Genomic DNA, 13538 nt, shown 5'->3' with positions numbered 1-13538 from the left:
GATCGACATGCCGCGTCTGCTGACACCGCAACAGCTGCGCGACGGCACGCGCGAAGCGCTGCATGATTTTCAAGACCGCAAGTTCCGTGCGTATGCGGGTTCGATGCTGCGCCGCAGCCGCTACTACCTGGCGCTGTTCGAGCGCCATGGCGTGCGCGCAGAGGATATCGAGGGCATCGATTGCTGGCAACGCCTGGGCCTGCCGCTGGTTCGCAAGGATGCCTTTCGCGATGATGGCGATGCGTTCGAACTCGGTACGGCGGCCGGAGAACCTGACGCCGCGGTCGCGAGCTATCGGCAGTTCGTCGAGCAGATCGGGGCCTTGCCAGCCGTCGTACCGATCCGGTCATGGCAGCGCCTTCATGTCGAACAAGGCGTGCCGGCTGTGTTCCGCGACAAGCCGGCGGAGACGGCCGCGCAAATCTTTCAGGCCGTGTTCGGCATCAGCGGCGTGTTCCTGTCCGGGGGCAGCAGCGGCGTGCCGGTCGCCGTGAAACACACGCGCCTCGATCGGCAGCTCTTCGAGATCGCCACCCGGCGCCTGCATGCTGCGATGGTGGACCATCTGCATGCACTCGAGGAAACGGTGGTGTCCGCGACGCTCTACCCCCAGGCGCCTCACATGGGCTTCTGGATGACGACCTGGGGTTTCGAGGCCATTGCCCACACGCACATCGGCCTCAGCGGCGCCGGCATCCTGCCGACCGAACGGATGGCGGAGCTTGCGTTGCAATACGGCGTCAATGTCTATGCCGGGATCCCGAGCTATTTCCGCAATCGCTTCGTGCCCGCGCTGGTGGAACAGGCGCAGGCAGGGCGTTTTCCGATGCCGCGCAGAATCGCCATCACCCTGGGTGGCGAGCCGGTGACACCGGCCTGCCGCACCGAAGTCCGCACGCTGCTGCTGAACGCAGGCGCCCAGGACGTGCGGATCACCGGCGGCTATGGCGCATCCGAATCGCGCTTCCATCTCTGGTACGAGTGCGTCGAAGGCAGCGGCTACCACTCCGCGGCGCCGGATCTGGTGGCATGCCGCATCGTGCGGGTCGAGGAGGACGGCCACTGGACTTTTCTTCCGGATGGCGAGGAAGGCCTGCTCGTGCAGTTCCCCCTCGACGGCGCGGGTACCGTGCTGGCCGGCTTTCTTCTTGGCGACTCGGCGGTCATGACGCACGAGCGTTGCCCACATTGCGGCGTACAAGGCCCGCGGCTGCTGCGCGTCGGCCGGGTCGCGGACCTGGCCGCGCAGCGCGCGATCATGGGTACGGTGGAATTCAAGATCCGGGGCGCGACCGTGAATCTGGAGGACCTGCGGGAACAGTTGCTGCGCGATGCCGGCGTGGCCGAGGTCCAATTGCTGATCCGCCATCGCGATCCGTCGGACAGCGCATCGCCCGATGAACTGGTGGTGCGCTGCGCGCCGGCCGATGCCGATGTCCGATCCGAAGAGATGTTGCAGCGCGTCGCCCGATTGACCAAGCGTGTCAGCGAACTGACGCCGCTCGTCGAGCTCGTCACGCTCGACGACTTGCTCGGGCGCGGCTTGAAATTCTCGTGGCTGGTCGACCAGCGGCGGCGCGAGCCCTGAACCTGCGTGCGGCTCATGCCGCCGGATGCACCAGTCCCGCGTAGCTCCGGTTGAAATACACCAGCGGCCGCAGATCGCTGGCGCCGGCATCCACCACGCGGCCCAGGAAGATCGCATGGTCGCCTGCACGCTGGCAGGAACTGACCTCGCATTCGAAATGCGATACCGCGCCGGCCAGGATCGGCACCCCGGTGCTTCCGAACTGATGCGGCTCGGCCAACGCATGCACCGGTTCGCGGCCGGCCTTGGCGAAGCCATGGCTCAAGTCGATCTGTTCCTCGGAAAGAACGTTGACAGTGAACGCTCGGGTCTCTTCGATCAGTCGGGCAATCTTGCTGTGCTCGTTCACGCAGACCAGCACCAGCGGCGGATCCAGCGACACGCAGTTGAATGCGCTCACGGTCACGCCGTGCACGCAGCCGGTACGCCCCGACAGCACCACGGTCACGCCGGAAGCGAATCGGGCGGCGGCGTTCTTGAGCTTCGCGCTGATGGATGTGGTGGATTCGGTCATCGCTCTCTCCGATCCCAGAGCGACGCCGGCCCGACGCCTCTGAGTTGGGCCTTCTGCACCTTGCCGGTGTCTGTTCTCGGCAGCGACGCCATCGCACAGAGATAGCGAGGCACCATGAAGCGCGGCGCCACCGCCTCGAGGTGTTCGACGAGCCGGGAGGGCGCCAGCGGCGAAGGCGACTTGCTCACATAGAAGAGTGCAACCTCCTGGTCTTGCGCGTCCGTGTCGATCCCGACGGCCGCGGCTTCTTCCACCTCGGGATGGAGGCATGCGAGCATTTCGAGTTCGAAGGTCGAGATGTTCTCTCCCTTGCGTCGAATCGCATCCTTGGCACGGTCCACGAATTCGAAATGCTGATCGGCGCGCCTGACGAAGATGTCGCCGGTGTGCAACCAGCCGTTGCGCCATGCCGCGCTGGTCGCCTCCGGCCGGCCCCAGTATTCGGACATCACGGTCCAGGGCTGCGCGGGCCGCAGGACCAGTTCGCCGGCCGTGCCGTCGGGCAATGCCTGGTCCCATTCGTCCACGATGCGCGCCTCGTAGCCCTCGCACAGCGTCCCGCAGGATCGAGCATCTGTTGGCGATCGGTTCATGAGCGGAATGCTGGCCTCGGTGGACCCGTAGTTGGTGGAAATGTGGCAGGCGAACTTCTTCCCCAGCGCGACGAAATCCGGTGGCAGCGGAATCAGGTGCAGCTTGCGCAGCGGGCTCCCTGTGGCCGGATAGGAGGCGCGTACGGCAGCGACCATCGACGACATCAGGACCGCGGCGGTGCAGCCATGCGTCTCGACCTCCTGCCAGAAGCTGCTGGCACGGAAGGGTTCGCACAACGCCACCGAAGCGCCGGCCAGCGCTGCGCCCACCACGTGCGCATACTGCCCGGCGATGTGGAACAGCGGCAGAAATCCGTAATGACGATCGCCCGGCTCGATCCCCAGCGCCGCGTTTGCGCGCAGCGAATAGTCGATACCCCAGCGATGGCTGAGCACCACGCCCTTGGAGCGGCCCGTGGTGCCCGACGTGAAAAGGATGACCAGGGGCGCATGCGAAGCCACCGGAGCCGCCTCCTGCGGCGCGAAGGACAACGCCTCCTGCCACGCATACCGTGCCGCCGTCGGTGCGGCGACCGCCTCGCCGATCATCAGCAAGGGCGCACGCCATCCGGCATGAACGTGCGGATCATCGAGTTTCTCGGCTTGATCCACGCTGGCCACGATCAGCCGCGGCTCGGTGTCGCGCAGCAGATCGGCCAACAAGAGCCCTCGCCACGAGGTATTGATGGGCACCTGGATCGCGCCCAGCCCGGCCAAGGCCCATTGGCAGGCCACCAGCTCCTTCGAAGCGGAGGCCAGGACCGCCACGCGATCCCCCGCTGTCACGCCCCAGTGGCGAAAGGCCGCGATCAGCCTGCGCGCCATCGCGAGCAGCTCGGCGCGCGTCGCGCCGCCGCCCAGCGACCCCGCGAGGAAGACGCGCCTGTCCGCACCTTCCGCGCTCGCTTCCAGGGCCTGCCAGAGATTCATGGGACTGTCGAGGCGGCCAGCTCGCTCGCCTCCCCCAGGCCGAGATAGACCTTGCGCACGGCGTCGTCCTGCAACAGGCTTTTCGAAGGTCCGTTCATCACGATACGCCCGCGCTCCAGCACATAGGCCCGATCCGACAGTGCGAGCGCGAGGCTCGCGTTCTGTTCGACGAGCAGGATCGACATCTCGGAGCCGCGCAAACGCTGGATGAGCCCGGCGACACGCTGCACCATGACGGGCGACAGACCGAGCGAGGGTTCATCGAGCATGAGCAGGCGCGGCTTGGCCATCAGCGCGCGGCCCAGCGCGAGCATCTGCTGCTCGCCGCCCGACAGGCCGCCGGCCATCCGATCCGCGTACCTGGCCAATGCCGGGAACAATTCCTCCATGCGCGCGATGGACGCGGCATGCTCCGTCCGCGGCCGGGTGACGGCGCCCATCAGCAGGTTCTCCCGGACCGTCAGGTTCGGGAAGATCCGCCGCCCTTCGGGCACGTGCACGATGCCGGCTTCCACGACCTGGCGCGGTGTGCTCCCGAGGATGGAACGGCCGCCAAAGAGGATGTCGCCACTGGCCGGCACGATGCGCGAGATGGCATTCAGCGTGGTTGTCTTGCCGGCACCGTTCGAGCCGATGATGGCCACGACCTCGCCCGCCTGCACGTGCAGGTTCAGCGAAGCGAGAACCGTGGCGCCGCTGAAGGCGACGGTCAGACGTTCAGTGCTCAGCATCGGCGAACTGCCCCAGATAGATCCGGATCACGTCTTCATTCGCCGTCACTTCGGCCGGCGATCCGTGCATCAGCACGCGGCCCGCGTCCAGCACGGTGACGGTGTCGGCCAGTGACATGACGAAGTTCATATCGTGTTCCACCAGAACCACCGTGCACCCCCGCTGCCGCAGTGCCGCGATGTTGCGCGCCAGCACGCGCCGCTCGGTGTCGTTGAGGCCGGCAGTCGGTTCGTCGAGCATGATCAGCTTCGGGTCGGTCGCCATCGCCATGGCGAGGTTGAGCCGTCGAATCACGCCATAAGGACATTCGGAAGCTCGCCGATCGGCGAACTCGAGCAGCCCGGCCGCCTCCAGCACCAGCTCCGTTTCATCGGGACGCCCGGCCACGCGCGCGGCAGCAAACACGTTCTCGCGCACCGTCATGCCCAGAAAGCTCTTGGGGTGTTGGAAGGTCCGCACCAGGCCGGCGCGAGCAAGACGATGCGTCGCCCAACCCGTCACGTCTTCGTCGCCGTATTGCACGGCTGAACCCGGTAAGGGCTTCAGGAAGCCGGTGATGCAGTTGAAGAGCGTCGTCTTGCCCGCGCCGTTCGGACCGATCAGCGCGGAGATCGAGCCCTGCTCGATGTTCCACGTCACGTCGTCGAGCGCCCGTACACCGCCGAAGCTCTGCGACAACGCGCGAATGGCCAGCAGCACCGCCATCAGTCGGCTCCCACTCTCTTCGCACTCGATGGCGCGATCGGCGAAGGACCGGCGGCGCGTTCGCACGGCGCCGACCGTTCGGCGCGCCGGCGCGCACTCCCCGCATCGGCGCGCTGCGACAGCGCGCCGACGATGCCCTTGGGCAGGAACAGGACGACGACAACGAGGATCACGCCGGTGAGGATCAGGCTGTCCGTCGGATTGATCCGCAGCGCTTGCGGCAGCAAGACGATGATGGCAGCGCCAACGACCGGGCCGAACAGGGTTCCCGCGCCGCCGATGACCAGCATCATCACGAGTCGGACGGATTCCATCCCGGAGAAGGAAGACGGCGCGATGAACTGCAGGTAGACGCCGAAGACGGCACCCGCCAGACCCGCGATCAGCCCGCTGATGAAGAACGCCACGATCTTGGTCCGCAGGACGCCGACGCCGAGCGATGCCGCCAGATAGGGATCGTCGCGCACATGCATCATTCTTGCGCCCAGGCGCGACCGCAGCAGCAGTGCGAGCGCTGCCGCCGTCAGGCCCATCAGCAGCAGCGCCAACGCAAAGAAGCTGCGGCGATTCGCCAGGTCCAGGCCGAAGGTCATCCACTGCGCGCCGGCCGGGCGCGGCACCATCAATCCTGCCGGACCGCCGGTCAACCCGCGCCACTCGTTGAGCACGATCCTCACGAGTTCGCCCAACGCGAAAGTCCCGATCGCGAAATACGGTCCCTCCAGGCGAGAGAAGATGGCCGATACCGCCGCGCCCACCATGGCCGCGGCCAGCCCCCCGCAGAGGATCGCCGGGGCCAGCGGAACGCCTGCCTGCGACATGGCCAGCCCGGCGCCGTAAGCGCCGATGCCGAAGAGCGACGCATGGGCGATGGAGAACAGGCCTGTATAGCCGAACGCGAGATTCAACGACATCGCGAGCACTGCATAGATGGCCGTGACGATGCCCAGGTGCAGGATGAAGTCGGAGCCCTGCACAAGCAGATACGCGCCGAGCGCGCCGAGCAGCAGCCAGGGGGCCCATCGCAGTCCCTGCGCCATGTGTGTCCTCATGCGCGCCGCTCCAGCACGCCGAAGAGCCCCTTGGGTCTGATGAGGAGCACCAGGATCAGTATCACGAACCCGAAGCCGTCGCGGAATGCCGACGAGATATAGCCCGCGCCCAAGGCTTCGACGACGCCGAGCAGCAGCCCGCCGGCAATCGCGCCGGGCACGCTGCCCAGTCCGCCGAGGACGATGACGATGAATCCCTTGGCCACCGGTGCCGCGCCCATGAACGGAGAGACGGGAAACAGCGCGGCCAGAAGTCCGCCGGCCGCACCGGCGAGTCCACACCCCAGGCCGAAGGCGATCGAATACATCCGCTCGGTCCGCACGCCCATCAGCGATGCCGCCGTGCGGTCGACGGCCAGCGCTCGCAACGAACGGCCGAGGCTCGACTTCTTCAGCAGCAGCCAGACGGCGAAGATGACCAGGGCGCCCAGGCCGATCGTCCATACGCGCTGGACGGCCAGCACGACACCGGCGATCTGGACCGTCCCCGCGAAGGGCGGCGCCAGATTGTAGGACTCGGTACCGACGACTCTTGCCATGCCGTTCTGGAGAATCGCGATCAGGCCGAGCGAGACCACCAGGCCGTTGATGGGCTCGTCGAGCGTGTAGCGAAAGGTCAGCCGCTCGACGATGACGCCCAGCAATGCGGCCGCCAGCGCACCAACGAGCACAGCCGGAACAAAGGGCATCCCGGCCTGGACCAGTGCGAAGGTCGCGAATGCGCCGATCATGAGGAACTCGCCGTGGGCGAAGTTCGTGATGTTCATGATGCCGAAGGTCATCGTCAGGCCGACGGCCATCAGCGCGTAGAGGGTGCCGCTCATGAGGCCGTTGACGAGTTGCTGGAACAGCGTGATCAGCATGGCCGGCTCCCGGGGCGCGGACGCCATGCGCTGTAGGCACGCGCCAGCTCGTTCGACAGATGCGTCCGGGTTTCCCGCGGATCGATGATGTCGTCCAGGTAGCCGTGGCGCGCCGCAATATAGGGGTCGAGCAATTTCTCGAATTCCTCGCCGAGCTGCGCCCGGGTCGCGTCCGGATCCTGCGCTGCGGCGATCTGCCGATGGAAGATCACGTTCACGCCGGGGCCCGGACCCATCTGGCTGATCGAGGCCGTGGGCCATGCGACGATCGATCGGGGATGGACCGGATAGCCGCACATGACCATGTAGGCCAGGCCATAGGCCTTGCGAAGAATCACCGTGAACTTGGGCGTTGTGCTGCGCGCCAGCGCCGCAAGCACGTGGGTCGCGCGCACCACCTGACCCTGGCGCTCCACCTCCGAGCCGACCAGAAATCCCGGCACGTCCTGCAGGAAGACCAGCGGCATCTGAAAGGATTCGGCCACGGCGATGAAGCTGGCCATCTTGTCCGAGGACGCCGGATCGAGCGCGCCGCCCGCGTGCAGCGGCTGGCTTGCGATCAGTCCGACGGGCAGCCCGTCGATGCGCGCGTACGCGGTGATCACGGCAGGCCCGAAGGCGGGCTTGATCTCGAAGACCGAGTCCTGGTCGACCAGGACTCGGATCACCTGCCTCATGTCGTAAGCGGCCTTCAGGTCACTCGGAACGATCTGCAGCAGGTCCCGCTGATCACCGCCAGCGGCGGCCGCATTGCGCGCCGGCGGACGTTGATGGCAGTGATCGGGAAAGTAGGACAGGTAGATGCGGATCGCGGCCAGCGCAGCGAGTTCATCGGCGGCGACGTGATGCACCAGCCCGGTCTGCTCGGCATGCATGCGATGGCCGCCGAGTTCCTCGGGCGACACGTTCTCGCCGGTCGCCGCCGCGACGATCGGCGGACCCGAGACACCCGCGAAGGCCGTCGGCGTCATCACCACGAAGTCGGCGAGCGCGGCCACGAAGGCGGGCTGTCCGAAGCAATTGCCCAGAAGCGCAGCGATCGTGGGCACCCGGCCCGACATCTTCTGCACCTGATCGATGAAGGGATCCGCGAAGGCGCCGGCGAAGGTCGCGCCCATCTGTTCCTGGATGCGCGCGCCCGAGCCCTCCTGCAGCCAGATGAACGGATGGCCGTCGCGCGCCGCCCGCAAGCGCAGCTGCCTGAGCTTGCGCTCCGCCGCCATGCCCCGTGCGCCGCCGAACACGCTGCCGTCGTCCGCAGCGACGCAGACGATGCGGCCATCGATCGTGCCCACACCGCAGACCAGCCCGTCGGCGGGCGCGGCCACCTCGGGAAGAACGCTGTTCGTCAGCAGCCCGGCTTCATCGAAGGAACCCGGATCCAGCAGACAGCCGATGCGCTGCCGGCAGAGCATCCTGCCGCGCGCCTGCGCGCGCTGCATCTGCGCCGGTGTCGTCGCGCTCGCCTCGCTGCGCGCAGCACGCAGGCGCTCGAGATGCTCGTCCCAGGTTCTCAAGAATTTCCCCCGTTGGTACGCTGGCCGTCGATCGTTTCAGTGGCCGGGCAGCTTGATGGAACGGACTTCCTTGACCTGGCCACCAGCGAGATACACGCCTTCCATGCTCTGGCGACCGAGTCCCTTGTCGTCGACGCTCCAATCCACCAGGCCTGCGTACCGCTGCCCCTTGAGGACCTTCGCGACGGCGCCGAGATCGGTGGTCGTGCCCGCCTTTTGCATGCCGCTGATGATCATGTTGAGCCAGTCGTACTGCGTGATGGACCAGAAGCTGTTCGGCGTCAGTTTGCCCGCCGACTTTTCCAAGGCGGCCATGTACGCCAGGACTCTGCGATCCGATTGACCCTTGTCCAGAAAGCGCGTCCATGCCGGATAGGCGAAAGCCGGCAGGCCCTCGCCGGCCGCACCGGACACGCCGACCGTGCCGGCGTACATCGCGTCGACGCCCAGCTCGCCGGCCTGGCGGAAGATGCCCCGGACTTCGTCCGAATAGCCGGCGAAGAGCACGTCCGGCTTGCGCTCGCGGATCTTGGTCAGCTGGGGCGAGAAATCGGTGGCCCCGTGGTCATAGCGCTCGACGGCGACGACCTTCACACCCTTGGCTTCCAGTGTCTGCCGATAGGCGTCGGCATAGATCTGCCCGGCCTCGTCGCTCGGCACCATGATGGCGGCCGTCTTCGGCTTGGCCTTCTCCAGGACGAAGGGCACCCACATGGCTGTCGAGCCGTCATCTCCCACCTCGATATTGCCGGCCTTGAAAAGCAGGTCTTTTCCCGGCGTTCCCAGGAGCTTGGTGACGGCCGCGTTCGGACTGACCATGATGGCCCCCTGGGGCAGCGCGGCATTCAATACGGGCACGGCTTCGGCGCTGAGATTGCAGCAGAAGAAGATGCGCACGCCATCGGCGGCCATGCGCTGCGCCTCTGCGATCGCCTGCGCGGGATCCGACTTGGTGTCCGCCAGCACGACACTGATGGTGTAGGTCCTGTCGCCCACCTTCACGCCGCCCTTGGCATTGATCTCGCTGGCGGCAAGCTTGAGCCCTTCGCTGTAGGGAACACCGAAATTGGCCTGCGGTCCCGTGGTGCCGAACAGGCCGCCGACCTTGATGACACCGTCCGCAGCGAATGCGGCGAATCCCGCCCCCCCCAAGATGAGCGCGAGACAGGACACCGCGACAAGCCTGAGCCATGAAAGTATCTTCACCATCGTCTCCTTCTGTGTTGAATCATTGCGTCCGGCCAAACGGACAAGCGTAGGCGAGTCCACACCATTCACCAACGACGCGTTCGGCACTTGCTTATTCTTCTTGGCTTCGCCGCGCCGTGAATGGCGCAAGCACTCGGGCGGCGAGGCATTCACGGGCTGCCATTCGCCGAGACGACGGGCGCATCGGCGGTGATTTCCGCCAGCATCCGCCGGGCCGGGACATGATCCCCCACGGCTGCGTGCACTGCCGTGACGGTTCCCGCGACAGGGGCGCCATGCGCGTGTTCCATCTTCATCGCCTCCAGGGTGATGATCGGCTGGCCGGCCCGGACCTTGTCTCCCACCTGGGCCAGCACGGCGATCACGCGCCCGTTCATCGAGGCGCGCAAGCCACCGTCGGTCCCCGCTTCATCTTCCTTGCGAATCGTGGCGGCACGCGTGGCGTCCAACACTTCGTGCGCCTGACCGCGATACTCGAACAGCAGCCTTGCGCCATCGCGATGAAAGAAGACGCGCTCGAGGATGCCATCGCAGAGCACCTGCAGCGAATGCTCTTCGATTTCGTTGACCGACATCTTGTGCGAGCGCCCATCGATCTGCAGCTCGTACGCGTGCTCGCCTGTCGCATGGAAAAGCGCGCCGGCCGCGCGGCCGCCGAAATCCAGGCGGAGCTCGATGGGAAGCGAACTTCCGAGCTGGCGAGTTCCGGCGCGTCGCGAGGCGCCGGCGCTGGTCTCCAGCATCAGCAGCGCACCCACCGCCTGCGCCCGTGCCAGTTCGTCGTCCGTCGACACGAGCAGCGCATCCAGATGCTCGGCAATGAAGGCCGTGCTCGCCCTCCCGGCCGCGAATACCGGATGGGTCAGACAGCGGCCGAGAAAAGCCTTGTTGGTCTGCACGCCCAGTGCGACGCAATCTTCCAGGCCGGTGGCGAGCTTGCGGCGCGCCTCGTCGCGGTCGATGCCATGGCTGACCACCTTGGCGATCATCGAATCGTAGAAAGGCGGTATGGCACATCCGGATGCCAGCGCGTGATCGACGCGCAAACGCCGTGTGGGCTCCCAGAGCGACATCGTTCCGCTCTGCGGCATGAAGGCGCGCGACGGATCCTCGGTGCAGATCCGCACCTCCATCGCGTGACCTTTGAACTGCACCTGCGCCTGCGAAAGCGGCAGCGCTTCGCCGGCGGCAATGCGAAGCTGCAGTTCGACCAGGTCCAGACCGGTGATCGCCTCGGTCACCGGATGCTCCACCTGAAGCCGCGTGTTCATCTCCATGAAGTAGAACGCGCCCGACGGGTCGAGCAGGAACTCGAGCGTGCCCGCGCCTTCGTAACGGATGGCCTGCACTGCCTTGACCGCCACCTCCCCCATGCGCTGGCGCAGTTCGGCATCGACCGCGGGCGAAGGCGCTTCCTCGATGAGCTTCTGGTGACGGCGCTGCACCGAACAGTCGCGTTCGCCCAGATGAATGGCGTGGCCGAAACGGTCGGCGAGGATCTGAATCTCGATGTGGCGCGGCTGCACGATGGCGCGCTCGAGAATGACCTGGGCATCGCCGAAGGCATTCTTCGCTTCGGACTGCGCGCTTCGCAGCAACTCGGGGAAATCGCCCGGCGTCTGCACCAGCCGCATGCCTCGTCCGCCACCGCCCGCACTGGCCTTGATCATGACGGGGAAGCCGACGCGTTGCGCTTCGGCCATCAACTGCCGTTCGCTCTGATCCTCTCCCTGGTAGCCCGGAATGCAAGGCACGCCCGCCTGCTCCATCAGCAATTTGGCGCGGGCCTTGCTGCCCATCGCGCGGATCGCCTCCGCAGACGGACCGATGAAGACCAGCCCGGCATCGACGCAGGCCTGCGCGAACGCCTCGTTCTCGGCCAGGAAGCCGTAGCCGGGATGCACCGCGTCCGCGCCGGTCAGGCGGGCCGCGTCGATCAGGGCGGGGATGTTCAGATAGGACTGAGCGGGCAGCGAATCGCCCACGCACACCGCCTGGTCTGCCTCGCGCACATGACGTGCATCCGCGTCGGCATGCGAATACACCGCGACGCAGCGATAGCCGAGCTGCCGCGCGGTCCGCATGATGCGCAAGGCGATCTCTCCGCGGTTGGCGATCAGGATCTTGCTGAAGGGGGTTGGCGAACTCATCGAATTCAATCCTTGTCAGGGCCGGGCCACCGAGAACTGCATCGGGCGCGGGGTCCTCGCGTCGGCCTCGCGGCACACCGCCATGACCATGGCGAGAAGCTCTCGCGTATCGCGAGGATCAATGACCCCATCGTCCAGCATGAGGGCACTGGTCGTGAATACGCTCGTCTGCGACTCGAAGAGTTCGACGATCCGCCGCTGCTGCGCGTCGAGGGCCGCGTGGTCCACATTGCCGGTCTTGCGTCTCATGGCGCCCTCGGTGACGATCGCCATCGTGCGAGCGGCCTGCTCCGCGCCCATGACGGCGGTCTTGGCATTCGGCCATGAAAAGCAGAAACGCGGATGGAAGCCGCGGCCGCACATGCCGTAGTTGCCGGCCCCGAAGGAAGCGCCGCAGTACAGCGTGATCTGCGGCACCGTGGCGTTGGTGACCGCCTGGATCATCTGGGATCCGCTCTTGATGATGCCGGCCTCTTCGTAGCGGCGCCCGACGATGAATCCGGTCGTGTTGTTGAGGTAGAGAAGCGGTGTCCGGGCCTGGCAGCAGGCCTGGATGAAATGCGTGGCCTTGGCGGCGCCGGCGGGGTCGATCGGCCCGTTGTTGGTGATCACGCCGATGGGCCAGCCTTCGATCTTGAAGTGCCCGCAGACGGTCTCGCTGCCATAGCCGGCGCTGAACTCGAGAAAGTCCGAGTCGTCGGCAATGCGTGCGATGACCTCCCGCATGTCCACGGGCTGCCTGTGGTCCATGGGCATGATGCCCAGCAGTTCCTCGCGGTCGTAGCGCGGTGGTCTGAAGTCGCGCCGCGTCTCGGCGGGCTCCTGGCGCCAGTCGATCTGGGCGAGGATCTCGCGCGCGATGCGGATCGCGTCGCGGTCGTCTTCAGCCAGGTAGTCGCCCAGGCCCGACACCGTCGTATGCATCTCGGCGCCGCCGAGTTCTTCCTCGCTCGCCACCTCGCCGGTGGCAGCCATCAGGAGCGGCGGCCCCGCGAGGAAGGCGCGCGATCTTCCCCGGACCATGACGACATAGTCCGAGAGTCCGGTTTGATAGGCGCCGCCGGCGGTGGACGATCCGTGCGTCACGGTCAGCACCGGCAGCCCGGCGGCGGACATGCGCGCCAAGTTGCGAAACAGGTGGCCGCCGCGAACGAACTCCTCCACCCGGTAGCTCATCAGATTGGCTCCGGCGCTCTCGACGAGCTGCACGTACGGCAGGCGGTTCTCCAGCGCGATTTCCTGCATGCGCAACTGCTTGTCCAGGCCCATCGGCTGCAGCGCACCAGCGTCGATGCCGGAGTCGGACGCACTCACCATGCAGCGGATACCCGAGACGAACCCGATGCCTGCAATCACGCCGCCGCCCGACACGCTTTGGGTGAGATCCGGCTTGTCCATGCCCAGACCTGCGAGTGTGGAGAGCTCGACAAAGGGAGTCTGCGGGTCCAGAAGCAGGGACAGGCGTTCGCGCGGCATGAGTTGCCCGCGCGCCTCGAAGCGCGCCTTCGCGGCGGCCGACTTGCGCACGGTGCGGGCCTGGTGTTCGCGCACCTGCTCCAGAAGCGTCAGCATCCCTGCCCGGTTTGCCACGAAGCGTTCGGACGAAGCAGAGAGGGTGGTTTGGATAGATGCCATGCCGGTGTGAAGCTATGAGACGAAGCGTAGGGATGTCATGCACGCGGGTC

11 protein-coding genes are annotated in these 13538 nt (G+C 66.5%); 1 reads left to right on the top strand and 10 read right to left on the bottom strand.

Annotated elements, in window-relative coordinates:
• Positions 1-7 precede the first annotated feature (7 nt).
• Positions 8-1588, top strand: a complete 1581-nt coding sequence (locus WDLP6_RS07630; RefSeq protein ID WP_162591851.1) for a phenylacetate--CoA ligase family protein — start codon at positions 8-10, stop codon at positions 1586-1588.
• Between the two features lie 13 nt (positions 1589-1601).
• Here WDLP6_RS07630 and WDLP6_RS07625 read toward each other — a convergent pair whose 3' ends face one another.
• Genes WDLP6_RS07625 through WDLP6_RS07580 form a run of 10 tightly spaced genes read right to left on the bottom strand, consistent with a single transcriptional unit; the run spans position 1602 to position 13488 of the window.
• Positions 1602-2102 (bottom strand): flavin reductase family protein, encoded by a 501-nt coding sequence (locus WDLP6_RS07625; protein ID WP_162566458.1) that lies wholly within the window; start codon positions 2100-2102, stop codon positions 1602-1604.
• Complete coding sequence (locus WDLP6_RS07620) at positions 2099-3625, bottom strand: AMP-binding protein (RefSeq protein WP_162591850.1); 1527 nt, start codon at positions 3623-3625, stop codon at positions 2099-2101. Before WDLP6_RS07620 ends, WDLP6_RS07625 begins: the two co-directional genes overlap by 4 nt.
• Positions 3622-4356, bottom strand: a complete 735-nt coding sequence (locus WDLP6_RS07615) for an ABC transporter ATP-binding protein (protein ID WP_162591849.1) — start codon at positions 4354-4356, stop codon at positions 3622-3624. Before WDLP6_RS07615 ends, WDLP6_RS07620 begins: the two co-directional genes overlap by 4 nt.
• Positions 4343-5062, bottom strand: coding sequence for an ABC transporter ATP-binding protein (locus WDLP6_RS07610; protein WP_162595005.1), 720 nt, complete (start codon positions 5060-5062; stop codon positions 4343-4345). The genes WDLP6_RS07615 and WDLP6_RS07610 overlap by 14 nt, the downstream gene beginning before the upstream one ends.
• On the bottom strand, positions 5062-6114 hold the full coding sequence (locus WDLP6_RS07605; RefSeq protein WP_162591848.1) for a branched-chain amino acid ABC transporter permease: 1053 nt from the start codon (positions 6112-6114) through the stop codon (positions 5062-5064). The genes WDLP6_RS07610 and WDLP6_RS07605 overlap by 1 nt, the downstream gene beginning before the upstream one ends.
• Positions 6111-6977, bottom strand: coding sequence for a branched-chain amino acid ABC transporter permease (locus WDLP6_RS07600; RefSeq protein WP_162591847.1), 867 nt, complete (start codon positions 6975-6977; stop codon positions 6111-6113). Before WDLP6_RS07600 ends, WDLP6_RS07605 begins: the two co-directional genes overlap by 4 nt.
• Positions 6971-8494 (bottom strand): acyl-CoA carboxylase subunit beta, encoded by a 1524-nt coding sequence (locus tag WDLP6_RS07595; RefSeq protein ID WP_162566453.1) that lies wholly within the window; start codon positions 8492-8494, stop codon positions 6971-6973. Before WDLP6_RS07595 ends, WDLP6_RS07600 begins: the two co-directional genes overlap by 7 nt.
• A 36-nt stretch (positions 8495-8530) precedes the next feature.
• Positions 8531-9856: an ABC transporter substrate-binding protein gene (locus WDLP6_RS07590; protein ID WP_162591846.1), complete on the bottom strand. Its 1326-nt coding sequence runs from the start codon at positions 9854-9856 to the stop codon at positions 8531-8533.
• Positions 9853-11853 (bottom strand): acetyl/propionyl/methylcrotonyl-CoA carboxylase subunit alpha, encoded by a 2001-nt coding sequence (locus WDLP6_RS07585; protein ID WP_162591845.1) that lies wholly within the window; start codon positions 11851-11853, stop codon positions 9853-9855. Before WDLP6_RS07585 ends, WDLP6_RS07590 begins: the two co-directional genes overlap by 4 nt.
• Before the next feature lie 15 nt (positions 11854-11868).
• Positions 11869-13488 (bottom strand): acyl-CoA carboxylase subunit beta, encoded by a 1620-nt coding sequence (locus tag WDLP6_RS07580; RefSeq protein WP_162591844.1) that lies wholly within the window; start codon positions 13486-13488, stop codon positions 11869-11871.
• Positions 13489-13538 lie beyond the last annotated feature (50 nt).

Source organism: Variovorax sp. PBL-E5 (genome assembly GCF_901827185.1).
Taxonomy (GTDB): domain Bacteria; phylum Pseudomonadota; class Gammaproteobacteria; order Burkholderiales; family Burkholderiaceae_C; genus Variovorax.
Note: the sequence above shows the minus strand (reverse complement) of the source record. Positions and strands in the feature narration are given on the sequence as shown.

Excerpts from the sequence above, each read along its gene's own strand:
- WDLP6_RS07630 (WP_162591851.1), top strand. The coding sequence starts at position 8 with ATGCCGCGTCTGCTGACACCGCAACAGCTGCGCGACGGCACGCGCGAA.
- WDLP6_RS07600 (WP_162591847.1), bottom strand. The coding sequence starts at position 6,977 with ATGCTGATCACGCTGTTCCAGCAACTCGTCAACGGCCTCATGAGCGGC.
- WDLP6_RS07580 (WP_162591844.1), bottom strand. The coding sequence starts at position 13,488 with ATGGCATCTATCCAAACCACCCTCTCTGCTTCGTCCGAACGCTTCGTG.
- WDLP6_RS07585 (WP_162591845.1), bottom strand. The coding sequence starts at position 11,853 with ATGAGTTCGCCAACCCCCTTCAGCAAGATCCTGATCGCCAACCGCGGA.
- WDLP6_RS07625 (WP_162566458.1), bottom strand. The coding sequence starts at position 2,102 with ATGACCGAATCCACCACATCCATCAGCGCGAAGCTCAAGAACGCCGCC.
- WDLP6_RS07610 (WP_162595005.1), bottom strand. The coding sequence starts at position 5,062 with ATGGCGGTGCTGCTGGCCATTCGCGCGTTGTCGCAGAGCTTCGGCGGT.
- WDLP6_RS07615 (WP_162591849.1), bottom strand. The coding sequence starts at position 4,356 with ATGCTGAGCACTGAACGTCTGACCGTCGCCTTCAGCGGCGCCACGGTT.
- WDLP6_RS07620 (WP_162591850.1), bottom strand. The coding sequence starts at position 3,625 with ATGAATCTCTGGCAGGCCCTGGAAGCGAGCGCGGAAGGTGCGGACAGG.
- WDLP6_RS07605 (WP_162591848.1), bottom strand. The coding sequence starts at position 6,114 with ATGAGGACACACATGGCGCAGGGACTGCGATGGGCCCCCTGGCTGCTG.